At 38.7% G+C, this 21,923-nt stretch carries 24 protein-coding genes; 17 read left to right on the plus strand and 7 right to left on the minus strand.

Annotated features, from left to right (window positions below; genetic code table 11):
* Positions 1–7: 7 nt before the first annotated feature.
* Positions 8–286 (plus strand): hypothetical protein, encoded by a 279-nt coding sequence (locus H9648_RS18635; RefSeq protein ID WP_191755269.1) that lies wholly within the window; start codon positions 8–10, stop codon positions 284–286.
* On the opposite strand, the gene H9648_RS18640 is transcribed toward H9648_RS18635, so the two are convergent.
* The 3 genes from H9648_RS18640 to H9648_RS18650 form a co-directional block, all read right to left on the minus strand.
* Positions 287–733, minus strand: a complete 447-nt coding sequence (locus H9648_RS18640; protein ID WP_191755270.1) for a hypothetical protein — start codon at positions 731–733, stop codon at positions 287–289.
* Positions 723–923, minus strand: coding sequence for a YlaI family protein (locus H9648_RS18645; protein WP_191755271.1), 201 nt, complete (start codon positions 921–923; stop codon positions 723–725). Before H9648_RS18645 ends, H9648_RS18640 begins: the two co-directional genes overlap by 11 nt.
* Before the next feature lie 346 nt (positions 924–1,269).
* Positions 1,270–1,905, minus strand: coding sequence for a YhcN/YlaJ family sporulation lipoprotein (locus H9648_RS18650; protein ID WP_191755272.1), 636 nt, complete (start codon positions 1,903–1,905; stop codon positions 1,270–1,272).
* A 134-nt stretch (positions 1,906–2,039) separates the two neighbouring features.
* Here H9648_RS18650 and H9648_RS18655 point away from each other — a divergent pair, with 134 nt between their 5' ends.
* Positions 2,040–3,374 carry a PhoH family protein gene (locus H9648_RS18655; protein WP_191755273.1) on the plus strand — a complete coding sequence of 445 codons (1,335 nt, stop codon included), beginning with the start codon at positions 2,040–2,042 and terminating at the stop codon, positions 3,372–3,374.
* Between the two features lie 58 nt (positions 3,375–3,432).
* Here the strand turns inward: H9648_RS18655 and H9648_RS18660 are convergent, their stop codons facing one another.
* Positions 3,433–3,936, minus strand: a complete 504-nt coding sequence (locus H9648_RS18660; protein WP_191755274.1) for a peptidyl-prolyl cis-trans isomerase — start codon at positions 3,934–3,936, stop codon at positions 3,433–3,435.
* 143 nt (positions 3,937–4,079) lie between these two features.
* Between H9648_RS18660 and H9648_RS18665 the strand changes: the two genes are divergently transcribed.
* From H9648_RS18665 to pyc, 3 genes are all read left to right on the plus strand, one after another.
* Entirely contained in the window at positions 4,080–4,349 is a 270-nt protein-coding gene (locus tag H9648_RS18665; RefSeq protein WP_370630111.1) for an Fpa/YlaN family protein, read from the plus strand.
* A 278-nt stretch (positions 4,350–4,627) separates the two neighbouring features.
* Entirely contained in the window at positions 4,628–5,794 is a 1,167-nt protein-coding gene (gene ftsW, locus H9648_RS18670; RefSeq protein WP_191755275.1) for a putative lipid II flippase FtsW, read from the plus strand.
* Positions 5,795–5,816: 22 nt separating this feature from the next.
* A complete protein-coding gene (gene pyc, locus H9648_RS18675; RefSeq protein ID WP_191755276.1) occupies positions 5,817–9,260 on the plus strand; it encodes a pyruvate carboxylase in 3,444 nt (1,147 codons plus the stop codon).
* Between the two features lie 259 nt (positions 9,261–9,519).
* Here the strand turns inward: pyc and H9648_RS18680 are convergent, their stop codons facing one another.
* Positions 9,520–10,407, minus strand: coding sequence for a COX15/CtaA family protein (locus H9648_RS18680; protein WP_225218993.1), 888 nt, complete (start codon positions 10,405–10,407; stop codon positions 9,520–9,522).
* 378 nt (positions 10,408–10,785) lie between these two features.
* Between H9648_RS18680 and cyoE the strand changes: the two genes are divergently transcribed.
* The 7 genes from cyoE (at position 10,786) to H9648_RS18715 (ending at position 17,769) form a co-directional block, all read left to right on the plus strand.
* Positions 10,786–11,679 (plus strand): heme o synthase, encoded by an 894-nt coding sequence (gene cyoE / locus H9648_RS18685; RefSeq protein ID WP_191755292.1) that lies wholly within the window; start codon positions 10,786–10,788, stop codon positions 11,677–11,679.
* A gap of 248 nt (positions 11,680–11,927) precedes the next feature.
* Complete coding sequence (gene coxB, locus H9648_RS18690; protein WP_191755277.1) at positions 11,928–12,947, plus strand: cytochrome c oxidase subunit II; 1,020 nt, start codon at positions 11,928–11,930, stop codon at positions 12,945–12,947.
* Positions 12,948–12,978: 31 nt separating this feature from the next.
* Complete coding sequence (gene ctaD, locus H9648_RS18695; RefSeq protein ID WP_318243561.1) at positions 12,979–14,823, plus strand: cytochrome c oxidase subunit I; 1,845 nt, start codon at positions 12,979–12,981, stop codon at positions 14,821–14,823.
* Complete coding sequence (locus H9648_RS18700) at positions 14,823–15,443, plus strand: cytochrome c oxidase subunit 3 (RefSeq protein WP_144700988.1); 621 nt, start codon at positions 14,823–14,825, stop codon at positions 15,441–15,443. The genes ctaD and H9648_RS18700 overlap by 1 nt, the downstream gene beginning before the upstream one ends.
* Before the next feature lie 4 nt (positions 15,444–15,447).
* Positions 15,448–15,792, plus strand: a complete 345-nt coding sequence (locus H9648_RS18705; RefSeq protein ID WP_066393364.1) for a cytochrome C oxidase subunit IV family protein — start codon at positions 15,448–15,450, stop codon at positions 15,790–15,792.
* A gap of 134 nt (positions 15,793–15,926) precedes the next feature.
* On the plus strand, positions 15,927–16,799 hold the full coding sequence (locus H9648_RS18710) for a cytochrome c oxidase assembly protein (RefSeq protein ID WP_191755278.1): 873 nt from the start codon (positions 15,927–15,929) through the stop codon (positions 16,797–16,799).
* Positions 16,800–17,052: 253 nt separating this feature from the next.
* Positions 17,053–17,769 carry a nucleotidyltransferase domain-containing protein gene (locus H9648_RS18715; protein WP_191755294.1) on the plus strand — a complete coding sequence of 239 codons (717 nt, stop codon included), beginning with the start codon at positions 17,053–17,055 and terminating at the stop codon, positions 17,767–17,769.
* Between the two features lie 26 nt (positions 17,770–17,795).
* Here H9648_RS18715 and H9648_RS18720 read toward each other — a convergent pair whose 3' ends face one another.
* A complete protein-coding gene (locus H9648_RS18720) occupies positions 17,796–18,146 on the minus strand; it encodes a YugN family protein (protein ID WP_144700984.1) in 351 nt (116 codons plus the stop codon).
* Between the two features lie 158 nt (positions 18,147–18,304).
* Here H9648_RS18720 and H9648_RS18725 point away from each other — a divergent pair, with 158 nt between their 5' ends.
* Positions 18,305–18,733, plus strand: a complete 429-nt coding sequence (locus H9648_RS18725) for a CBS domain-containing protein (RefSeq protein ID WP_191755279.1) — start codon at positions 18,305–18,307, stop codon at positions 18,731–18,733.
* Between the two features lie 124 nt (positions 18,734–18,857).
* Positions 18,858–19,889, plus strand: coding sequence for a CAP domain-containing protein (locus tag H9648_RS18730; protein WP_191755280.1), 1,032 nt, complete (start codon positions 18,858–18,860; stop codon positions 19,887–19,889).
* Positions 19,890–19,954: 65 nt separating this feature from the next.
* On the opposite strand, the gene H9648_RS18735 is transcribed toward H9648_RS18730, so the two are convergent.
* On the minus strand, positions 19,955–20,434 hold the full coding sequence (locus tag H9648_RS18735) for a PaaI family thioesterase (protein WP_225218995.1): 480 nt from the start codon (positions 20,432–20,434) through the stop codon (positions 19,955–19,957).
* A 173-nt stretch (positions 20,435–20,607) separates the two neighbouring features.
* Between H9648_RS18735 and ylbD the strand changes: the two genes are divergently transcribed.
* The 3 genes from ylbD (at position 20,608) to H9648_RS18750 (ending at position 21,835) form a co-directional block, all read left to right on the plus strand.
* Positions 20,608–21,018 carry a YlbD family protein gene (gene ylbD, locus H9648_RS18740; protein WP_191755282.1) on the plus strand — a complete coding sequence of 137 codons (411 nt, stop codon included), beginning with the start codon at positions 20,608–20,610 and terminating at the stop codon, positions 21,016–21,018.
* A gap of 15 nt (positions 21,019–21,033) precedes the next feature.
* Entirely contained in the window at positions 21,034–21,336 is a 303-nt protein-coding gene (locus tag H9648_RS18745) for a YlbE-like family protein (protein ID WP_144700974.1), read from the plus strand.
* A gap of 64 nt (positions 21,337–21,400) precedes the next feature.
* Positions 21,401–21,835, plus strand: a complete 435-nt coding sequence (locus H9648_RS18750) for a hypothetical protein (protein WP_191755283.1) — start codon at positions 21,401–21,403, stop codon at positions 21,833–21,835.
* Positions 21,836–21,923 lie beyond the last annotated feature (88 nt).

The following is a 21,923-nucleotide window of genomic DNA, read 5'->3' on the forward strand; positions in this document are numbered from 1 at the left end:
GTTCGTTATGCAGCTTGTTGACGCTCTATCAAATTGGTTGAGCATTAAGAAAGTACATGAAGAAAGACCCCATGATCTAGCAGCTAAGGAGACTTTTGAATTTTTCACTGAGATTCTTACAGAAGATCATCATGTGAATATTTCTGCTGTAACGACTTCAGGTCCGTTTTACATCGTAATGTATGAGGTGAACGGGAAAGAAAACTCTGAAAAGTTTTTTATCGACAGCATCGATGCTTTATACGAAGGGATTCAAAGTGAACCAAGATTTAACGAGGAGTACTGATTAATCAGTACTCCTTTTTTTGTTTAATTCTGTAACGAAAAAAGCAATGATAATCGCGAAGATTAGATGGCCGAGCAGCCAAATGATAAAAGGTAGCGTAAGTGGGGCTGAAAAAGGTTTTTCAACAGCTAAGCGGTAAAGAGGGAAGAATGTGAAAGACATAATTGCGTTGATGACTAAAGAGATCTGATAAGGATGGTTATAGACTTTGCAAAAAACATCTGCAAAAGCGATAAGGATGATCGCGATGATGATATGAAGGACAAACTGAAAAGGCTTATTATAGAGAACATAATCGGGAAGAGGCAGGAAATCAATATTTAATAGAAATGTGTAAAGATTTATTCCAAAAAGTACTTCTGGAATGTAAAAAAAACAAGCCAGCAGAATGCCGGCGATGGTCCCAAATAAAATCCATGAAATAATCCTTATGTTATTACCAATCATTGTTTGTATCCGGGCTTCGATACAATGTGAAATTACCGGTAGCTTCACGCTCCGCGGTTTTTCGCGTTATGCGTTCTCTGCAAGATTCGCACATAAACGTGTGTATAGGACGGTTTCTTAGTTTTTTTGCAAGGGTGCATTCATTTTCAATAACTTCGATCGTATCGCATAATACGCATTTTACACGCATTGTATTTCACCTCTTTCAAACAGTATACCATAAAGAAATTGGAAAATTAAATGATCGATGCTTCGTATGCGAGAAGAGAGTATTGAAACAGATAGTTTTTATGAAAATGCAGTATACGTAATCCTCAGGTGAACAAAATTAACAGAGTGTCTTTCGGAAGCGAACACACATCGTTTTAAACGAGGTAATTTGTATTTTATCCGAAGAAAGCTGCCATAATTACGAGGTAATTCAGATTAATTACGAGTATAAAATTTTTTATCCGATTTTCGACAAAACCCCTGTGTTAACGTATAAAAAAGACTCATGAGCTAAAGCGTCATAAGTCTTTTTCATTTCTCAAAAATCACGTTTCATTCAATCTTTGAGGCTGATTTTTATCTGATTTTTCTTGTTTTTGTTGTTGGTTTTTAAGCTCTTGTTGTTCTCTTTTAGATAATTGGCTATCGTTTGTTTCCGTTGGAGACGGCTTTTTCGTTTGTATGCTATGAGGTACTTGTGGCATTAATCTTCCAACAATACCTGCTAGCTCTTTCATAATTCCGCCGATTGGATGACCTTGACGGATTTGCTTACCCATCTGACGAAGTCTTTCTACTGTATCAGGATCAGCTGTAACGAGAGCATTCTTTCCGTTAGGATCATTTTTCAATGATTCAGCAACTGAATACTTAATCGATCCAACTTTAGAATTATCAAGCTTTCGATCTACATCAATCCCTACTACGGCATAAGGACCTAATACAACAGCTGTAGCATCCTCTACACCAGGAATTCCAGTAGCTAATCCTACCAGGTGCCTCGATATCTCCTGAGAGCCTTTTGGTTGGTGAGGCTTTTTGCTGTTTGCCGTTTGGTTCACTTTTGTAAGCCTTGGAGTGTTCTGGTCATTTTGAGCATTATCTTTATTATTGTTCATGCAGCCAAAAAGTACAAATATTGCACTAAGAACGGCTACGATTCGAAATATTTTCAATGACATTCATCCTTCCAGTTCATTTTCGTTATTTTTTGTACATTCTTCTAACTTTATTCCTTTGTACATACATTTTTAATAGGCAGTCCATAAACATGCTTAAATAACGATCTCTAGAACACATTAAGTCAGGAGGCTGAATGTTGAATAAACGATACGTCCTAGATACGAACGTACTGTTGCAGGATCCGTATTCCATACAATCTTTTGGAGATAGTGAAGTAATCATTCCTGCAGTCGTGTTAGAAGAAGTGGATTCAAAAAAACGTTATATGGACGAAATTGGAAGAAATGCACGTGAGGTTTCTCGTCTGATCGATAGAGTCAGACAAAAAGGACAGCTTCATAAAGGAGTTCCGCTTGAAAATGGGGGTACCCTTCGTGTAGAACTCAATCATAAATCCTTCAAAAGGCTTCAGGAAACCTTTGTTGAACAAACGAACGATAATCGAATACTCGCTGTAACATTAAACCTTAAACAAGAAGAAGAAGAAAAGAAAAGCGGCGTCAAAGTTATACTTGTCTCAAAAGATGTGCTCGTTCGTGTAAAAGCAGACGCACTTGGAATTGAAGCTGAAGATTTTCTGAGCGATCGAGTTATAGACAAGAATGATCAAACGTACACAGGTTACAAAGAAATATATGTACAAGGTGATCTATTAAATAAATTTTACGAAAAAAATGAACTTCAACTGATCGAGCTGACAGGTCACTCTTTCCATCCTCATCAATTTGTAATCTTAAAAGATGTGTTCAGATCATCGGTTTCTGCTCTTGGAAAAGTCGATGAACACGGTAAGACGTTAAAGCCGCTTCGATATGATTCAGAACAAATATGGGGAATTCGGGCAAGAAATGTTCAGCAAAAGATGGCCTTCGAGTTACTTCTTAGAAAAGATTTACCTCTCGTGACGCTGATCGGTAAAGCAGGAACAGGAAAAACACTGATTACACTCGCGGCAGCACTGCTTCAAACAGAAGATTTAAAGGATTATATAAAACTTTTTATCGCTCGTCCAATCGTTCCGGTGGGGAAAGATATTGGGTACTTGCCTGGAGAAAAGGAAGAAAAATTAAAACCGTGGATGCAGCCGGTCTATGACAACTTAGAATATTTATTTAATACAAAAAAATCTGGAGAACTTGAAAAGATTCTAGCTGGAATTGGTTCTATTCATGTTGAAGCCCTGACTTATATCCGTGGAAGAAGTTTGCCAGACCAATTTATTATTATTGATGAAGCACAGAATTTAACGAAGCATGAAGTGAAGACCATCTTAACTCGGGTAGGAGAAGGCAGTAAGATCGTTCTTTTAGGAGATCCTCAACAGATCGATCACCCTTATCTTGATGAGTTTACGAATGGATTAACGTATGTAGTAGAGAAGTTTAAAGATCAAGCGCTGAGTGGTCATGTTCGTTTAGAAAAAGGTGAACGTTCTTCTCTAGCTCAGATCGCTGCTGACTTATTATAGATAATGTGAATGACAAGTAAAAAAAGACAGCCCATATATGAGCTGTCTGCATTTTGAATTAAAGAATAGTAACGGCTGTAATGTGTTTGATCGGATTTTCTTTGTTGCGTCCATCACCAAAATAAAAATGAACAGGGCCGTCATCTTTGAGCGGTTTTCCATTATTAGAAAAGGCGAAATAGCCGTTTTGAGCTTCCTCAAGTGTGATTTCAACGCTGCCGTCTCCTGACTCTATCCTAACTTTTTTTGCGTCAGGGTACGGTTGTGCATTATAGATAAAATAAGATAAAGAAATAGCGAATGAACTTGTTAACAGTGTTTCTTTCAAAGTGCTCTTTGAGCTTTGCTTTTTTTGTTCAGAAGGGGGAACAGCGCCTTCCTGTAATTCGCGGTCCCAGTGTGCAGATACTTCTCTTAAGTATTTTTCTTGCTCGTTTTCCTTTGATATATCTAAATCGAACAATGTGTGTAAATCCTCTTTTCTATCATCAAAAATCCATACACCTGGATCTAATGTAAGGGGATAGTTTACTTTTCCGTTTAATGCAACGATGAATTCCATATAAACCTCCTTGAATTTGAAAACGCTATGAAAAGCATAGCACGATTATAAGAATACTGTAATATGTTGATTTTTTTTATGCAAACCTTTATATTTAAAGGTAGAAATCGTGTCGAACGGAGGGATGATCATTGTCAGCTGAGATGGCAACTGGACATCGGGAAAGGGCATTTGAACTATTAAAAGCAGATGCAGACAAAATCCTGAAACTAATTGAAGTTCAAATGGAAAACTTAACAATGCCACAATGTCCCCTCTATGAGGAAGTATTGGATACGCAAATGTTTGGTTTATCCCGTGAAATAGATTTTGCAGTCCGTTTAAACCTGGTCGAAGAAGAAACAGGTAAGAAGTTATTAGAATCACTTGAAAAGCAGTTAACTGCTTTGCACGATGCGTCAATGAAAAAATGATCGACACCCAGTCCGAGAAAGTAAATTGGACTGGATTTTTTTATATACATACATTTGTTTGCATGTTCTTGGGAATGTTGATCTCTTGTACAAGTTCCGCATTTCCGGAGAGACATTATCAATTATGAGAGGATGTTCATCAAAAAGCTGACAGATCCTTCGAAATAGTATAAGAAGCTGAAGCTGTAGTGTTGTATCATAAATAAAAAAGGTTTATGTGTTACAATATCTAATAATTATAATGATGCAGTTTCGAGACTTCACAAGAGAGGAGAAAGGTGAACAACGTGAAAAAAGCAGTAAGACCCTATGACTATTCGTTGATAGTAGCCGTACTATTATTGTGCAGTGCTGGATTAGTCATGATCTACAGCGCGAGTATAGGGGTAACGATCAATAAATACGATTATAGCAGCAGCTTTTTCTTTACAAGACAACTTGTCTTTCTGCTAGTTGGGCTTGGACTCATGTATTTTACCATGAGGTTCAATGTTCAAATCTATAAGAAGCTAATGATGCCTATCGTCGTCTTCTCAATTCTAATATTGATATTTGTTTTATTGTTCGGACGAGAAGTAAACAACGCAAAAAGCTGGTTATACATAGGTCCGATCGGTATTCAGCCTGCTGAATTTATCAAGCTGACCCTAGCTATCTATTTGGCTGCGATCTATTCAAAGAAACAAGGAAAGATGCAAGATTTCAAAAAAGGAGTCATCCCGCCACTAACGATTTTTGCCATCATGTTTCTATTGATTTTAAGGCAGCCAGACTTAGGGACAGGCATTATCGTTGCCGGTGTTGCTGGAGTCATTCTGTTTTGCTCCGGAATAAAGTTCAAACATATTTTTTCAATGGCGGCTTTAGCGGGTATCGTAGGATTAGGGATATTCCTTCGTTTAACACCAGAGCAGCTTTCCCGTTTTGATGCGGCTTTTGCGCCATTTAAAGATCCTGCTGGCGACGGATATCAGCTCGTGAATGGATATATCTCAATCGCTGCGGGTGGAATGACAGGATCAGGTCTAGGTGAAAGTATTCAGAAATATGGATTCCTCCCAGAACCGCATACTGATTTTATCATTGCCATCATCGCAGAAGAGATTGGTTTTATCGGAGTATTTGCAATCATCGCTTTGTTAGGGTATATCGTTTTAAAAGGATTTTATATTGGCATGCAGAGTAATGATACATATTCAAGTTTATTAGCTTTTGGTATCGCTGGAATGATAGGTATACAAACAGTGGTCAATCTAGGGGCGGCAGTTGGGTTATTACCTATTACTGGTGTTCCGCTGCCATTTATTTCGTACGGGGGCTCATCCCTTCTGTTGTTTCTAACATCGATGGGGATTCTCATAAATATTTCTGCAAAAGTAAATTTGAACAAGAAAGTGCCTGATAGAAAGCCCGAAGTAAACAGAAAGATAAAAGCTATCATGTAACGGTAAAAGGAGAGGAACTTGTATGAGTAGAAAAATCAGCAAAGTCTTAGTAGCAAACCGTGGGGAAATTGCAATTCGGATTTTCAGAGCTTGTACCGAACTAGATATACGAACAGTAGCTATTTATTCGAAAGAAGATACGGGATCTTATCATCGTTATAAAGCGGATGAAGCCTATCTAGTAGGCGAAGGAAAGAAACCGATCGATGCATATTTGGATATTGAAGGTATTATCGAGATTGCAAAAACAAATGGTATCGACGCGGTTCATCCTGGATATGGTTTTTTATCAGAGAACAAGGAATTTGCAGAACGCTGTAGTGAAGAAGGCATCATTTTTATAGGACCGAACGAAAGTCATCTTGATGTATTCGGGGATAAGGTTAAAGCTAGACAAGCAGCTATTGATGCTAACATTCCAGTAATTCCAGGTAGTGATGGACCTGTTAACAGTCTTTCAGAAGTGAGAGACTTTGCTGAAAGTAATGGTTTTCCAATCATCATCAAGGCATCTATGGGCGGCGGTGGACGCGGAATGCGTATCGTCAGAAGTGAAAACTCCCTTGCAGAAAGTTACGATCGTGCTAAATCTGAGGCTAAAGCCGCGTTCGGTAAAGATGAAGTATATGTGGAAAAATTTGTAGAGAACCCAAAACATATTGAAGTACAGATCCTTGGAGATCATGAAGGAAACTTAGTGCATTTATATGAGCGTGACTGTTCTGTACAAAGAAGGCACCAGAAGGTAGTTGAAGTTGCACCAAGCGTCTCGCTATCTGAAGAGCTTCGTCATGATATCTGTAAATCAGCTGTATCGTTGATGGAGCATGTAGGGTATATCAATGCAGGTACCGTTGAGTATCTAGTAACACCAGACGGCAAATTTTATTTCATAGAAGTAAATCCGCGCGTTCAGGTAGAACATACAATTACTGAGATGGTCACTGGAATCGATATTGTCCAATCGCAAATCCTTATCGCAGAAGGATACCCGTTGCATGGAAAAGAGATTGGAATTCCAAAGCAAGAAGATATTTATTGTCATGGCTATGCGATCCAATCACGTGTAACAACAGAAGATCCTTCTAATCAGTTCATGCCTGATACGGGTAAGATCATGGCTTATCGTTCTGGTGGAGGATTTGGTGTTCGATTAGATGCTGGAAATGGATTCCAAGGCGCTATTATCACGCCTTATTATGATTCTTTACTCGTGAAAGTATCTACGTGGGCATTATCGTATGAGCAAGCCGCTTCTAAAATGTTAAGAAACTTAAAAGAGTTTCGTATCCGTGGTATCAAAACAAACATTGCTTTCCTTGAGAATGTAGTCACACATCAAAAGTTTTTGTCAGGTGATTATGATACTTCTTTTATTGATACGAGCAGTGAACTCTTCGTCTTTCCAAAGCGTAAAGATAGAGGAACGAAGATGCTTTCCTATATTGGTGCGACTACCATCAATGGTTTCCCGGGACTTGCCATGCAGGAGAAACCTAATTTTGCTAAACCTCGTATTCCAAAAATAAAGCAAACAGAATCGATTCCTAATGGAACGAAGCAATTGTTAGACGCTGAAGGACCAGAGGCAGTGGCTCGCTGGATAAAGGATCAAAAGAAACTATTACTTACGGATACTACGTTCCGTGACGGTCACCAATCCTTGTTGGCAACTCGCGTTCGTACGAATGACCTTCTGCACATCGCTGAACCGACTGCAAGATTATGGCCAGAGATGTTCTCACTCGAGATGTGGGGTGGAGCAACATTTGATGTTTCTTATCGTTTCTTAAATGAAGATCCATGGGATCGGTTAATTAAACTGAGAGAAAAAGCTCCGAACGTCTTGTTCCAAATGCTGCTTAGAGCTTCTAATGCGGTAGGATACAAAAACTATCCAGATAATGTTGTTGAGGAGTTTGTTAAAAAATCAGCAATGGCAGGGATCGATGTATTCCGAATCTTTGATAGCTTAAACTGGGTAGAAGGCATGAAAGTTGCAATCAGGGCTGTTCGAGAGACAGGAAAGATCGCGGAAGCTGCAATCTGCTATACAGGAGATATTTTAGATCCGAACCGCACGAAATATGATTTGAAATATTATGTGAATCTCGCAAAAGAGCTTGAAGCAGAAGGGGCACATATTCTAGCTATTAAAGATATGGCTGGGCTTTTAAAACCTCAAGCTGCCTTTGACCTTGTATCAGCGCTAAAAGAAGCGGTTAGTATTCCGATCCATCTTCATACGCATGATACGAGCGGAAACGGTATCTATACTTACGCTAAAGCGGCTGAAGCAGGTGTTGATATCGTAGATGTTGCTGTAAGTTCAATGGCCGGCCAGACATCTCAGCCGAGTGCAAATTCACTATATTACGCATTAGCAGGGAATGAAAGACAACCAGATTTGAACATTGATCATGTGAAAGACTTATCTTCTTATTGGGAAGATATCAGAAAATACTACTCAGGTTTTGAAAGTAATTCTGCTGCACCAGACCCAGAAGTATATGAGCATGAGATGCCAGGCGGGCAGTTTAGTAATCTTCAGCAGCAAGCAAAAGCAGTTGGTCTTGGAGACCGCTGGGATGAAGTGAAACAGATGTATCGTAGAGTGAATGATATGTTTGGCGATGTGGTTAAAGTTACTCCATCATCAAAAGTTGTAGGTGATATGGCTCTCTATATGGTTCAGAACAATTTAACAGAAGATGATGTATATGATCGAGGAGAATCCTTAGATTTCCCAGACTCAGTTGTAGAATTCTTTCAAGGGTACCTAGGGCAGCCGTATGAAGGTTTTCCTAGGGAGCTGCAGCGCATCGTATTAAAAGGCAGAGAACCTCTGTCAGTGAGGCCTGGAGAGCTTTTAGAAGCGGCTGACTTTAATGACATCAAAGAAACGTTATTCCATAAGATTAATCGCCAAGTTACAAGTTTTGATGTTTTGGCGTATGCGTTATATCCAAAAGTATTTTTGGATCGGGAGAAGATGTATTCACAATTTGGTGATATATCTGTTCTTGATACCCCTACTTTCTTCTATGGAATGAAACTTGGTGAAGAGATTGAAGTCGAGATCGAACAAGGTAAGACTTTAATCGTGAAGCTCGTTTCAATCGGTGAAGCACAGAATGATGGGTCACGAGTTCTTTACTTTGAACTTAATGGTCAATCGCGTGAAATCGTAGTAATTGATGAGAGTGCAAAAGTAACCGTATCAGCAAAACAAAAAGTAGATCCTTCGAACCCTGCTCAAATTGGTGCGAGTATGCCAGGAACGGTGATCAAGGTTTTAGTTGAAAAAGGAGAAAAGGTTAAAAAAGGTGATCATCTGATGATTACTGAGGCCATGAAGATGGAAACTACCGTTCAAGCTCCATTCGATGGAACCGTTAAAGAAATTTCCGTTCAAAACGGGGAAGGGATCGCTGCTGGCGATCTTTTAATAGAGTTGATTAAGTAAAAATAAAAGACTGTTTTCGTAAACTTTTTGCTCTTGGAAGTATTGATTTCCGTTACAGGATGCTCGCTTTCCACGGGGCAGGCGGTGAGCCACATTCGTACGTTTCACTCTTAAGTGTCTCACCTGCCCGCCTGTCCCGTAGGAGTCTCGCACCTTCCACTCCAATCAATTGTCAGGTGACAGGTAGTCAAAAGCAACAATCATTTAGAGGAAAGCAAAATAATAAAACCAAGGTGCAAAAGTAGCACCTTGGTTTTATTTATTTTCGATATACGATTAACGCTAAGTAACTCAGCGTTCCGAACAAGAAGGAAATGATCAATCCATGACCAAGGGCCACGAATAAGTTTAAGTTGGAATAAACGATCAGTGCTCCTGATACACCTTGAAGAATCACAAATAATAGAGCGAACTGAAATCCTTTTGTTACTGCTTTTTGATCGCTATAGTATTTTCTAGCGTGATACCAAGCATATACGATCCAAATAAACAGGACGATAGCAGCGATACGATGCAAGAGATGAATGCTTGCTTGAGATCCGATTGTTGCGAATATGGTTCCATTGCAAAGAGGGAACTCAGGACCACACCCCATGCTTGAGCCAGTATGTCTTACGAGTGCACCCGTGTATACAACAGCATACAGATAAGCGAATAACCAATAGATGTTCTTTTTAAATGCGGGAGACACTTTCGCAATAAAAGGACGGTTAGGATCTTCAAAAGAAAGAATCGCTATCAAAAGAACACTTGCGAACGAAACGAGCGAAAAGCCGAAATGGGAGGCAAGAACAGCCGAAGATTGACTCCAAATAACGGCAGCGGCTCCTAGAAGACCTTGAAGGATAATAAAGAATACAGCTGATCCAGCCAAAATCTTTATCTCTTTTCTATGTGGATCTCGTCTCCAAGCCCATATCGCGAGTATGATAACGAGAAGGCCGAGCCACGCTGATACAAAACGGTGACTCACTTCAATGATCGTTTCTAGTTTCGGTGCAGTAGGCAAGATTTCTCCATAACAGAGAGGCCATGAGTTACCGCATCCGTCACCTGAGCCTGTTTTTGTTACTACAGCTCCCATAAGCAATACGAGCAACATACCTAACGAAGTAATAATAGAATAAATCTGATAAAATCTTTTCAATTCAATCACCTGCTTTTTAGTCCAATAACCGTTCACAAATTTGTAATATTTTCAACAAGTAATACAGACACCCACATCGTACAGATAATATAAGATAGTGTCTATATTAGTCGAAGTATACAAAGTACTTGATTTGTTTTATAATGTTAGAGGACATTTTCTTTATATATCACTATCCTATCATATAGGTAAAACGTTCTACTTTACATATTGTGAACAGATGAAGACATTTTTTTACCGTTGATTTTAGAGTCAAGCCCATATAGAATGAATGAGGGCTTAAATAACAGCAAAAGCAAGAATTGGAACATTTTACTCTAAAAGGAGGTGTATCTGTTGAGCAAAACTCCAACTGCATATGAAGTCGCTAATAAAGTAATGGAACCTGGACCTCTATCTGAAGCGAATCCTACAGGCACCTGGAAAGATTTTTTGACCATCGCGAAGCTCGGGATCGTTATGAGTAACTTGATTACGACATTTGCTGGATTCTTTCTAGCTTTAAAATATAACAATCTTTTATTTTCTGACAAGATTGGTGATTTAGTTCTTTGTATTTTAGGTGCTGCATTAGTTATTGCAGGGGGCTGCTGCCTGAATAACTATATTGATAGAGATATAGACCAGCTGATGGAACGTACGATTGAACGGCCGACAGTTACGGGGAGGATCAGCGCGAATCAAGTCCTCTGGGTAGGTATTATTCTTTCCGCAATCGGAACAGTTATGCTTGCCATGACAACCTTAACTGCAGCAGTAATGGGATTGATTGGACTTTTTGTATATGTTGTCGTTTACACGATGTGGCTCAAAAGGACTCATTCTATAAATACTGTAGTCGGAGGCATATCTGGGGCTGTGCCACCTTTAATCGGTTGGGCAGCTGTCGATGCAAACCTTCATTGGGTTGCTTGGATCTTATTCCTAATCATGTTTTTATGGCAACCTCCACACTTTTTGGCGCTTGCGATGAAACGATGTGAAGATTATAGAAAAGCTGGAATTCCAATGCTTCCTGTTGTATCCGGTTTCGCATTAACGAAACGTCAGATGATCTGGTACGTTGCCGCATTACTTCCTGTGTCTCTTTACCTGTTCGAATTTGGTATCGTCTACTTGATCTTGGCTGCTGTGTTAGGAACAGGTTGGCTGATTCTAGCTTTATCAGGGCTAAAGACAAAGGATGACATGAAGTGGGCTCGTATGATGTTCGTATATTCATTGAATTATATGACCATTATGTTTGTTGCTATGATCTTAGTGAACGTATAGATTTTATACTGGAACAGCGCGATTGTGCTGTTCCTATAATCGCCTTTACATAAAAGGGCTTTCATAAAAAAGTATAGATGAAGGCTTATCGTTTGTAATCACTCATAAGAGTGAAACTCCTAGTTTTATAAACAAAGGTTTTAATGCGTAAGATTTATTTTGCTATTTCCATTCAAATTTATTTGAATTGAATAGATAGAACATTCAGTCAAAACAGACTACAACGAGAAAGTGGGGTATATGCAGTGATGAAAAAATGGCTACAAAAAGGGCGTTTTCTTTCCTTATTTGCCATGTTGGCTCTTCTTTTGATGGGGTGCGGAGATCCGACTCTATCAGCTTTAATTCCGCAAGGTGAAGTTGCTGACAAACAGTTCCAGCTGATGCTGATCTCTATTAGTATTATGATTCTGGTTCTGGTGGTAGTTTTCGTTCTTTATGCATTCGTATTATTAAAGTTTAGAAAGAAAAAAGGTGACAATTCTACACCTAAGCAAGTGGAAGGTAACCACATGCTTGAATTATTATGGACAGTTATTCCGATTCTTTTGCTTATCATCTTAGCTGTACCAACTGTAATGAGAACGTTTGAATTCTCTGCAGATGCGAAACCAGCTTCAAAGAACGAGTTAAGTATTAAGGTTACTGGACACCAATATTGGTGGGAATTTGAATATCCGAAAGAAGAATTAATCACTTCTCAGGAATTGGTTCTTCCGGCAGATACGAAAGTACACGTTGAATTATCATCTGCTGATGTTATTCACTCTTTCTGGATTCCTTCACTAGCTGGTAAGACGGATACAAACCCTGGTGATAAAAACAAGAACTACATGTGGTTTGATACGGGAAGTAAGACAGACGTAGTGTACAAAGGGAAATGTGCTGAACTTTGTGGTGCATCCCATGCTTTGATGGACTTTAAAGTAAGAGTTGTTTCTAAAGAAGACTATAAGAACTGGGTTGCGGGCTATAAAGCGGCTGACGATAAATCTTCTGCTAATGCTGATGGACAACAAGTCTTTGAAAAGAACTGTTTATCTTGTCACGCTGTTGGACAAAACGGCGGGAACACAGGACCTAGCTTAACTGGTTTTGGGGATAAAGACCGTGTAGCAGGTATCTTAGAACATGATAAAGAAAATCTGAAAAAGTGGATCAAGGACCCTCAAGAAGTTAAACCAGGCAACAACATGCCTAAAGTAAATCTTTCTGATGAGGAAATAGATGCCGTTTCAGATTACTTGTTAGGTCTTAAATTGAAATAGTCTTAAGCATTGCAAAAAAGGAGGTTACACCGTGGCAACACACGAAAGTCACAAAAAGAGAAGTGGGTTAATGGATTGGCTCACTACCGTTGACCATAAAAAGATCGGTATTCTGTATCTTTTGGCTGGTGGCTTCTTCTTCTTAATCGGAGGACTTGAAGCAGTTTTAATGCGTATTCAACTTATGGAACCAGACAGCAAGATTTTCACTGGTGAACTTTATAATCAATTGTTAACGATGCATGGAACAACGATGATCTTCTTGGCAGCCATGCCGATCATCTTTGGTTTCATGAATGCGATTGTTCCTTTACAGTTAGGCGCTCGTGACGTAGCGTTTCCTTATGTAAACGCAGTCGGATTCTGGTTATTCTTCTTCGGAGGAGTGCTATTGAACTTAAGTTGGTTCTTAGGTGGAGCTCCTGAAGCTGGATGGACAGCTTATGCACCTTTATCAACGGTCGCAGAAGATACGGGTGTTGATTTCTATGTACTCGGTCTTCAGATTGCCGGAGCAGGTACCCTTGCAGGTGGTATTAACTTCCTTGTAACGATTATTAACATGCGTGCACCTGGTATGACATTCATGCGTATGCCATTGTTCACATGGGCTTCATTTGTTACTTCAGGACTTATTCTTTTCGCATTCCCTGCACTTACAGTAGGATTCTTCTTACTAATGTTCGAACGTGTATTTGATGCTAATTTCTTTAATCCAGATATGGGTGGGAACATATTAATCTGGGAACACATTTTCTGGATCTTTGGTCACCCGGAAGTATATATCTTAATTCTTCCAGCATTCGGTATTATCTCTGAAGTTATTTCTACATTCTCCAATAAGCGTTTGTTCGGTTATAGCGCAATGGTTTTTGCGACTGTACTGATCGGATTCTTAGGATTCATGGTTTGGGTTCACCACATGTTTACTGTTGGTTTAGGACCTGTAGCTAACTCAATATTCGCTGTAGCAACGATGGCGATCGCGATTCCGACTGGTGTTAAGATCTTTAACTGGATCTTTACGATGTGGGGCGGACAGATTCGTTTCTCGACGGCTATGCTTTTCGCAGTAGGATTCGTACCAACTTTCGTAATGGGTGGAGTAACAGGCGTTATGCTTTCTGTACCTGCTGCTGACTACCAGTATCATGACAGTTATTTCGTAGTAGCTCACTTCCATTATGTAATCGTTGGTGGTTTGATTTTAGGATTATTCTCAGGGTTATACTATTGGTACCCGAGAATGTTTAACCGCGTATTGAATGAAACACTTGGAAAGTGGAACTTCTGGTTGTTCTTTATTGGTTTCCATTTAACGTTCTTCCCTCAGCACTGGTTAGGACTAATGGGGATGCCTAGACGTGTTTATACATATATGTCTGGCCAAGAACTTGACGGAGCAAACTTTGTAAGTACGATCGGTGCGATTCTTATGGGTGCAGGAACAGTTGTACTTTTAATCAACATCATCATCTCTGCATCATCTAAATATGCAACAACAAAAGACCCATGGGATGGACGTACACTAGAATGGTCTATGCCGGTTCCAACACCAGAATACAACTTCGCTCAAACACCACTAGTTCGTGGACTTGATGCATTGTATGTTGAGAAAACAGCTGGCAACGGAGAAATGACACCTGCAGAACCTGTAGGAGAAATTCATATGCCAAATGGATCGATTCTTCCGTTCATTTTATCTCTAGGCATGTTCATTTCCGGTTTTGGTTTTATCTACTCAAACTGGTACGTAGCTGGAGCAGGACTAGGGCTTGTATTAATCACCATGTTCCTACGTTCTATTATTGATGATCATGGGTATCATATTCATAAAGAAGAAGTTGAAGCAGACATTAAAGGGGGTAGAGCTTAATGAATGCTGGAGAACGTTTAACAGATGCCAATTTCCCTGCACATCCTGAAAAAGCTACCCTTGAAGGTAAGAATAAATTTTTAGGATTCTGGTTATTCCTTGGTGGAGAAACGGTATTATTTGCAACACTTTTCGGGACATATCTTGGTCTTAGAAATATGCATTTAGACGGCCCTTCTGGGGCAGAACTATTTTCACTGCCATTAGTATTCCTAGCTACAATGCTGCTACTAACTAGCTCACTTACGAGTGTGTACGCAGTACTTTCTTTGAAGCAGAACAAAGTACGTTCATTGCAAGGCTGGTTCCTCGTAACATTATTATTAGGTCTTGGATTCTTAGGTCTAGAGATTTATGAGTTCATACATTATGTTCATGAAGGACATACGTTTACAAGTTCTGCGTTTGGTTCAGCTTTCTATACGTTAGTAGGTTTCCACGGAGCCCACGTATTGTTTGGAATTCTGTGGATTACAACTTTGTTAGCTAGAAACTGGAACAGAGGGATTACATTATCTAATGCTCCGAAGTATTATTTGTTTGCTCTATATTGGCACTTTGTCGATGTTGTATGGGTATTCATTTTTACCGTTGTTTATCTAATGGGAAAGGTAGGCTAAACTCATGGCTAATCACACACAAAACCCTGAAACTACCGTTCATCGTCACGAAGAGATTCAGCGTAAGCTTGCCTTGAAAGAGGAGCGTAAGCATCATAACGTTTCTTTTGTCATGATGATTCTTTTAACGATCGTTGCATTTTTTGCGATCTGGAGCGATAAGATTAGTGATTCATTTGCTGTTTTGTTTATCCTCACATTGGCAGTTGTTCAAGTATTCTTCCAGCTATATGTTTGGATGCACTTAAGCCACAAAGGACATGACTTCCCAATCTGGGGTATGGCAAGTGGTATATTAGTTGCAGCTATTACAGTAGCTTCCTTAATGGGACTTATTTGGACATCGTAATCAAGGAAGGGCTGCATCTCGTATGCAGCCCTTTTTATTTGTTACAATATTACGAATTGTCACTATTATTCCGTACAAGTACCAACTATGATTGATATAGTGTTTATGGGTACTTTTATAAAGGAGATGACTACATGCATCATAATCACCATGTTCATCATACTAGTTTGAGTGACTATAACTGGTACGAGCTTTTTCCGCCTTCTATATATGTTTTAGCCATCATTCTTGCGTTCGTTTACTTTCGATTCGTTGCGAGAGATAAACAGGGTAAGAAGCTAGCGACGAAATGGCAGCAGACTTCTATGATCGCTTCACTTTTGTTAATGATTATTATAAAAGGAACCCCTGTTCAGGTTTTAGGACACAATTATTTATTTAGCGTTCACATGGTACAGATGGCTGTTCTTTATTTAATGATCGCACCACTAATGATACTTGCGATTCCTGAAGTGAAATGGAAGAATTGGTTGAGTAAGAAAACAATTCTTACACGTATTTTTCATTTCCTCACGAAGCCGTTGCTTGCGCTGCTAATCTTTAATGCTGTATTTTCTTTGTATCATATACCTTTAGTGTTTGATGCTGCGGTTTCAAACCCTATCATTCATTATGGGTATCATGCCTTATTGTTAATTACCGCATATACGATGTGGTGGCCGGTTCTTTGTCCGGTTAAAGAGCTTGATACGCTGTCAGATATCAAGAAGATCGGATACGTGTTTGCGAATGGTGTTTTAATGACTCCAGCTTGTGCGTTAATCATGTTTGCGGATTTCCAGCTATATGAAACGTACAGAAACGTACCACAATTGTTTGAAACGATGACGCCTAAAGAAGATCAGCACGTAGGTGGAGTTACGATGAAAATATTCCAAGAAGTTATCTACGCATTTGTACTAGGATTGATCTTTACGAGATGGGTTAAAAAAGAACGTCTGCGTGATAAAGCTGACTTAGAGTTAATAAAAAGACAAAATAACCAATTGAAACCTGAATTAAAGTAACCGGCATTTTGCGGGTTATTTTTTTGTCTGAATCTGTATTTATAGCTGTTTGCAAACCGCTTGCTCTCGAGAGAATATCTCATCTCAAGCTTCTCCGAAAAGCGAAGCATCTAAAAACATGAAACTACCACTTACATGAGCAAAAATAATTCCTAAAAGAGACGAATAAAATCACAACAAAAAAAAGAAATGGCAAGTTGGTGTCGAAATATTAAATTAAAGCCCGAGTAGAAAGGAAAGAAAAATCATGAGAATCAGTGCCAGACAAGCCGCTAAAAAATTTATTGAGTCTCATTATCCAAACTGTGATGTAGCCTATCTGGCTGGCAGTGTTGTTAGGGGAGAAGAAACAGAGAGTTCTGATTTAGATATAATTATCATAGATAGTTCTGTTAGTGAGTCATATCGAGAATCACTTACAGAATATGACTGGCCGATTGAGGTTTTTGTTCATAACATGTTTACTTACAAACGTTTTTTTAAACAAAATATCGACAGAGCAAGACCCTCTCTTCCTCAAATGTGTGCTGAAGGCATTATTCTTCGAGATACTGGACAGGCTTCCCGAATTAAGAATGAAGCTTTACAGCTATTGAAAGCAGGGCCAACGCCATGGAAAACAATTGAGATCGAGCAAGCACGATATTTCTTAACCGATCTATTAAACGATTTGGAAGGGTCAACGAATATATTAGAAGATTTATTTATCGTTTCAAAACTCGCTGATCGAACACATGAATTTGTATTACGTGTTAATGGGCACTGGATCGGAGAAGGAAAATGGATTCTTCGTGCTTTGAAAGAATATAATGAAACGTTTGCAGAACAATTTGCTTTAATATTTAATGATTATTATTCCAATCGTATTAAATCAAAAGTAATTGAATTTGTTGACGAAGTAATCGCTCCATATGGTGGTAGGCTATTTGAAGGGTATTCCTCTCAATCACCAGAAAGAGCTGCTGAATAAGAAAACCCCTCATCGAGGGGTTTTTTTTAAACGTGCAATTCAGTATGAAGTGCTTCAATCAATTTGTTGCATTGATTCACAACGTGTTTTGGGAATACTTCATCATATTCCACACCGTGAGGGTAATAATGTTTCCCTACATAAGGTGTTCCAAGTTCAACTTTAGCGTGTGGAGTTTCAGTTTCTGCTTCAATTACATGACAAGGGAATCGGAAATAATAAACATCACCGTTCGTCATGTCTTCAAATTTGTAATCATATGTAATACGTTCATAATCCCATTGGCCAGCACGGATCATGCCATGGTTTTCCATCACATGTTCTAAAAGTGAAAACTCAACAACCTTCCCGTTTAAGCCGCTTTCTTCAAATTTCATTGTGAAACCTCCTAGGAATTCAATAAAAAAATAATAATCACTTCTTAATGATATTATGAAAGCGCTAAAGATGCAATCATTGTCAAAAGTGCGCATATTTGTTTTTCTTTCGTAAAGCATAAAGAAGAACAGATTTCCATTTTAGAGGAGGTAAGGATTTGAAAAAGGTAAGTGAGATCATGACGAGGAATGTAGATTTTGTTACACCATTGGACAATGTTTATGAAGTAGCGGTAAAAATGAAGAGGGATGATGTAGGAGTGATTCCAGTTTGTGAGAATGATCAGATCATAGGAGTCATAACAGACCGAGATATTGTCGTTCGAGGAGTCGCTGAAAAACGCCCAGGCTCTACAAAAGTAACAGACGTTATGAGTGAAAATCTGTATACAGGTTCTCTAGATATGACGGCAGATGAAGCTGCAGATCTTATGGCAGACAAACAAATCAGAAGGCTCCCGATCGTGGAGAACAATAAGCTTGTAGGAATTATTTCTTTAGGAGATCTATCACTGGCTAAAGAGAGTGACTCTGCCGCGGGACATACCCTTACACAAGTTTCAGAGCAACGGGATCAAATTCAATAAATTATATCGATTGTATAAAACGGTTCCATTAAAATTGGAGCTGTTTTATTTTTGAAACGGTTCATCCAAATACATACCCTCTATGCTAAACTAAGAAGAGAAGAAAGATATAGGGGGAACCATTATGCGAGGATTGGTTACTTTTTTCCTATCCGTTTTTATTTTGATCGGTTTGTTTTTTTATGATGTTCTGCCAGAATTTACGGTCGAGAAAGAAAAGCCTGATACAAAAGTAGAGTACATAGAAGAAACACTTAAAATACCTGAGGATGCTGTTTCAAACTGGGTAGGTAAAGATATAGCAGCATTTAAGAAGCAATGGGGAGAACCTGATAGAATCGATCCATCAAGTTATGGCTATGAATGGTATATCTATGGTAACAAGAGTCCAAAAGGGTATCTTCAAGCAGGTGTTGAAAACGGTAAAGTAGTTACGCTGTTTGTCATTGGATCTGATGTAAACACCTCACCTTTTACAATCGGAGAGAATTCAAACACGATCATTCAGAAGTTTCCGATTGAGAGTGATATTACCATTAATGATGGAGAAGATTTTTTTAGATTTGAACTATCTGAGCAAGAAGTTATGCTACGTCCGCTTATTAAGTTGAATGATAGTGTTTGGGTACAGCTTTATTTTGATAAGTTTACGAATCAGCTTTCAAGTGTACGGTATACTACTTCAGATGTATTGTTAAAACAGAGACCTTATTCTATTGTATATAGAGGTGATCTGCCACCGCTTGGAAAATTGAACGATGATGAACAGAATAAAGTAGATCAATCTGAAGAACAACAAGTTTTTGAGTTAACGAACATCATCCGTCTAAAATATGAAAAAAATCCGTTGAAATGGGATGAAAAGACATCTGATGTAGCTTATCTCCATTCAAAAGATATGTTGGATCAGCAATATTTTTCCCACGAGAGTAAGGATGGAAGAACGCTTTCAGACAGGCTGCAGCAAAAAGATTTAAAGTTTCTGCAAGCAGGTGAAAACATAGCAGCAAACTATACGGACGGCATTGCAGCTGTTGAAGGCTGGATGAATAGTGAAGGCCATAGAAACACATTGTTAAACAATGAATATACCCATCTTGGAGTAGGTGTAGATAATAAGTATTACACCCAAAATTTTTTGGTGCCTATGAAGTAAATAGATCGCGTAAGGCTGAACCTATTAAGGTTCAGCCTTTTTTAAAAAATTATTTAATTTGTGTATTATTCAGCAAGTTTAAAGAAGGTTCCCGAAGCTGATGCAATCAACGTACCGGTTTCGTTACGTACCTTTCCATCCATGCGTACTAATTGTCTGCCATTATGAACGACTTCAGCACGGCATATAAACAACTCTCCAACACCTGGTGTTAAGTAATCCACTTTTAGTTCTACAGTTACAGCTCCTCTTTTATTACCTGGAACTAGACTGGCCATTGTGCCCATTGCTGTATCTAATAGGGTTGCAGTGAGACCGCCATGTAATATTCCAATTGAATTATCAAGTAAGGGCGAATTTGGCATCTCCATTTCTAGTGTGTGGTCGTTGATTCTAGTCGTTTTAAGATCTAATAAAGAAGCAATGTGTGTTAAATGGTCCTTTTCTCTTTTCAATTTTAAACTGTCCAAAAAAAGTTTCATGACCTGTTGCTCTTGTTCAGTACTGGTTTCAAAGAATTCTTTCCACTCGTCCCTAATATCCAATATTCTCTCCCTCAATCTTTTTTTATTTTTATTGTACCTTTTTGGGCGGATGAGAATAAAGTAAACAGAATCAACTTTGCACGCAATCTAAAAAAATGGGCGCACCAATTTATGGGCACTTATGTATCATGTAGTAAACATCATTCGTCAGTGGATGGCTGGGGGTGGATTCTGTGGTAAAGACTGATATAGAAAGTTTCAAGGAGTTCGTTCATAAACATCCTGATTTAATTAAGGAAGTGAAGAAGAATAAAAGGCCTTGGAAAGAGGTTTATCAGGATTGGATTGTTTTGGGTGAAGAACATGAAAGCTGGAATCAGTATGCAAAAGATAAAGACAAAGGCAAAGAAAAAAAACAAGACGAACGCTCAAAGTCTGATAAGACAAGAACAGAACTTACAGTTGGGGATATTATTGCTGGTTTAAGTAAACTTCAAATCAACGATGTACAAAAATATTTATCTCAATTTGGCAGTCTGATGGATGCGGTTCAAGAACTATTACAGCAATTTAACAATCAGTCTGACAGACCGAACCAGCTGCCTGAAAAAAGAATGAATGATTATCCTTCATACAGGGACTAAAAGGATGTGTGCGGCGTGCGAAGAGAAATCCTAGAGTACTTGAATACAAGACCTGATTTGAAATATTATATAAGAGAAAAACCAGAGTGGTATAGGAAATTAAGCAGAAACCCTTTTTCAGTATCTGAGCTGGAAGAGGGTGCGAAAGTGTTTTACGGACGTACTTTCGGGCAGAGAGTAGATCGCTTTCATCAACAGGTACAAAATTTTGGACTGTTAATGGAATTAATCTCTGTAATGGGTGATGAAGTAAAAGGAAGTGGTGCTCCTGTGCCGAATGATTTTCAGCCGATGCCAGACTCTCTTAACAACGGTTAAGGCATATTGAGGGATAATAAAAAGAAAAAAGGAAAAAACTACTTCTATAAGGAGTGGTTTTTTTATGAAAATAAGAAACAGACGAATCTATACAGGCGGTCTTTTAGTGATCATAGTGTTCACGCTGTTTATGATAACCAAATTTTATGAAGGATTCTCCGAGACAAAACTTCAAGAATCAAAAGCTGTAGAAGTATCTGCTTCGTATCCAATAATGGATAAAGACTGGGCGGTTAACTATCACGTAAAAAAACAGCGCATCTATTTTGAGAATATTATTTCAAGGTTCTCATTCCAAGGAGGTCTAACGAAGACACCTGGTAATAAGGACGGATATATTGCCGTTTTTGTAAACAATAAGTGGAAGATGAATGCTAATCAATCTATGTTCATCTTAAAAAATATGAATCCTGGTAAACATAGAATTACTTTGCAGCTGAAGAAAAAGGATGGATCTGATTACGGATTAAAGAAAAACATAGTCGTTCAAGTTCGATAACTCTTCGATATTAGAAGAGTTTTATTTTTTTATAAAGACGGCTATACTTTTAAGTCCAGTCAATATCAGCTATAATAGATTAGAAACC

The sequence above is a fragment of the Fictibacillus norfolkensis genome, assembly GCF_014836645.1.
Classification (GTDB): Bacteria; Bacillota; Bacilli; order Bacillales; family Fictibacillaceae; genus Fictibacillus; species Fictibacillus norfolkensis.

What these genes read in the sequence shown, in the direction of transcription:
- H9648_RS18635 (WP_191755269.1), top strand. Translation starts at nt 8, where the DNA reads ATGCAGCTTGTTGACGCTCTATCAAATTGGTTGAGCATTAAGAAAGTA.
- H9648_RS18640 (WP_191755270.1), bottom strand. Translation starts at nt 733, where the DNA reads ATGATTGGTAATAACATAAGGATTATTTCATGGATTTTATTTGGGACC.
- H9648_RS18645 (WP_191755271.1), bottom strand. Translation starts at nt 923, where the DNA reads ATGCGTGTAAAATGCGTATTATGCGATACGATCGAAGTTATTGAAAAT.
- H9648_RS18650 (WP_191755272.1), bottom strand. Translation starts at nt 1,905, where the DNA reads ATGTCATTGAAAATATTTCGAATCGTAGCCGTTCTTAGTGCAATATTT.
- H9648_RS18655 (WP_191755273.1), top strand. Translation starts at nt 2,040, where the DNA reads ATGTTGAATAAACGATACGTCCTAGATACGAACGTACTGTTGCAGGAT.
- H9648_RS18660 (WP_191755274.1), bottom strand. Translation starts at nt 3,936, where the DNA reads ATGGAATTCATCGTTGCATTAAACGGAAAAGTAAACTATCCCCTTACA.
- H9648_RS18665 (WP_370630111.1), top strand. Translation starts at nt 4,080, where the DNA reads ATGGCAACTGGACATCGGGAAAGGGCATTTGAACTATTAAAAGCAGAT.
- pyc (WP_191755276.1), top strand. Translation starts at nt 5,817, where the DNA reads ATGAGTAGAAAAATCAGCAAAGTCTTAGTAGCAAACCGTGGGGAAATT.
- cyoE (WP_191755292.1), top strand. Translation starts at nt 10,786, where the DNA reads ATGGAACCTGGACCTCTATCTGAAGCGAATCCTACAGGCACCTGGAAA.
- coxB (WP_191755277.1), top strand. Translation starts at nt 11,928, where the DNA reads ATGAAAAAATGGCTACAAAAAGGGCGTTTTCTTTCCTTATTTGCCATG.
- H9648_RS18700 (WP_144700988.1), top strand. Translation starts at nt 14,823, where the DNA reads ATGAATGCTGGAGAACGTTTAACAGATGCCAATTTCCCTGCACATCCT.
- H9648_RS18705 (WP_066393364.1), top strand. Translation starts at nt 15,448, where the DNA reads ATGGCTAATCACACACAAAACCCTGAAACTACCGTTCATCGTCACGAA.
- H9648_RS18710 (WP_191755278.1), top strand. Translation starts at nt 15,927, where the DNA reads ATGCATCATAATCACCATGTTCATCATACTAGTTTGAGTGACTATAAC.
- H9648_RS18720 (WP_144700984.1), bottom strand. Translation starts at nt 18,146, where the DNA reads ATGAAATTTGAAGAAAGCGGCTTAAACGGGAAGGTTGTTGAGTTTTCA.
- H9648_RS18730 (WP_191755280.1), top strand. Translation starts at nt 18,858, where the DNA reads ATGCGAGGATTGGTTACTTTTTTCCTATCCGTTTTTATTTTGATCGGT.
- H9648_RS18750 (WP_191755283.1), top strand. Translation starts at nt 21,401, where the DNA reads ATGAAAATAAGAAACAGACGAATCTATACAGGCGGTCTTTTAGTGATC.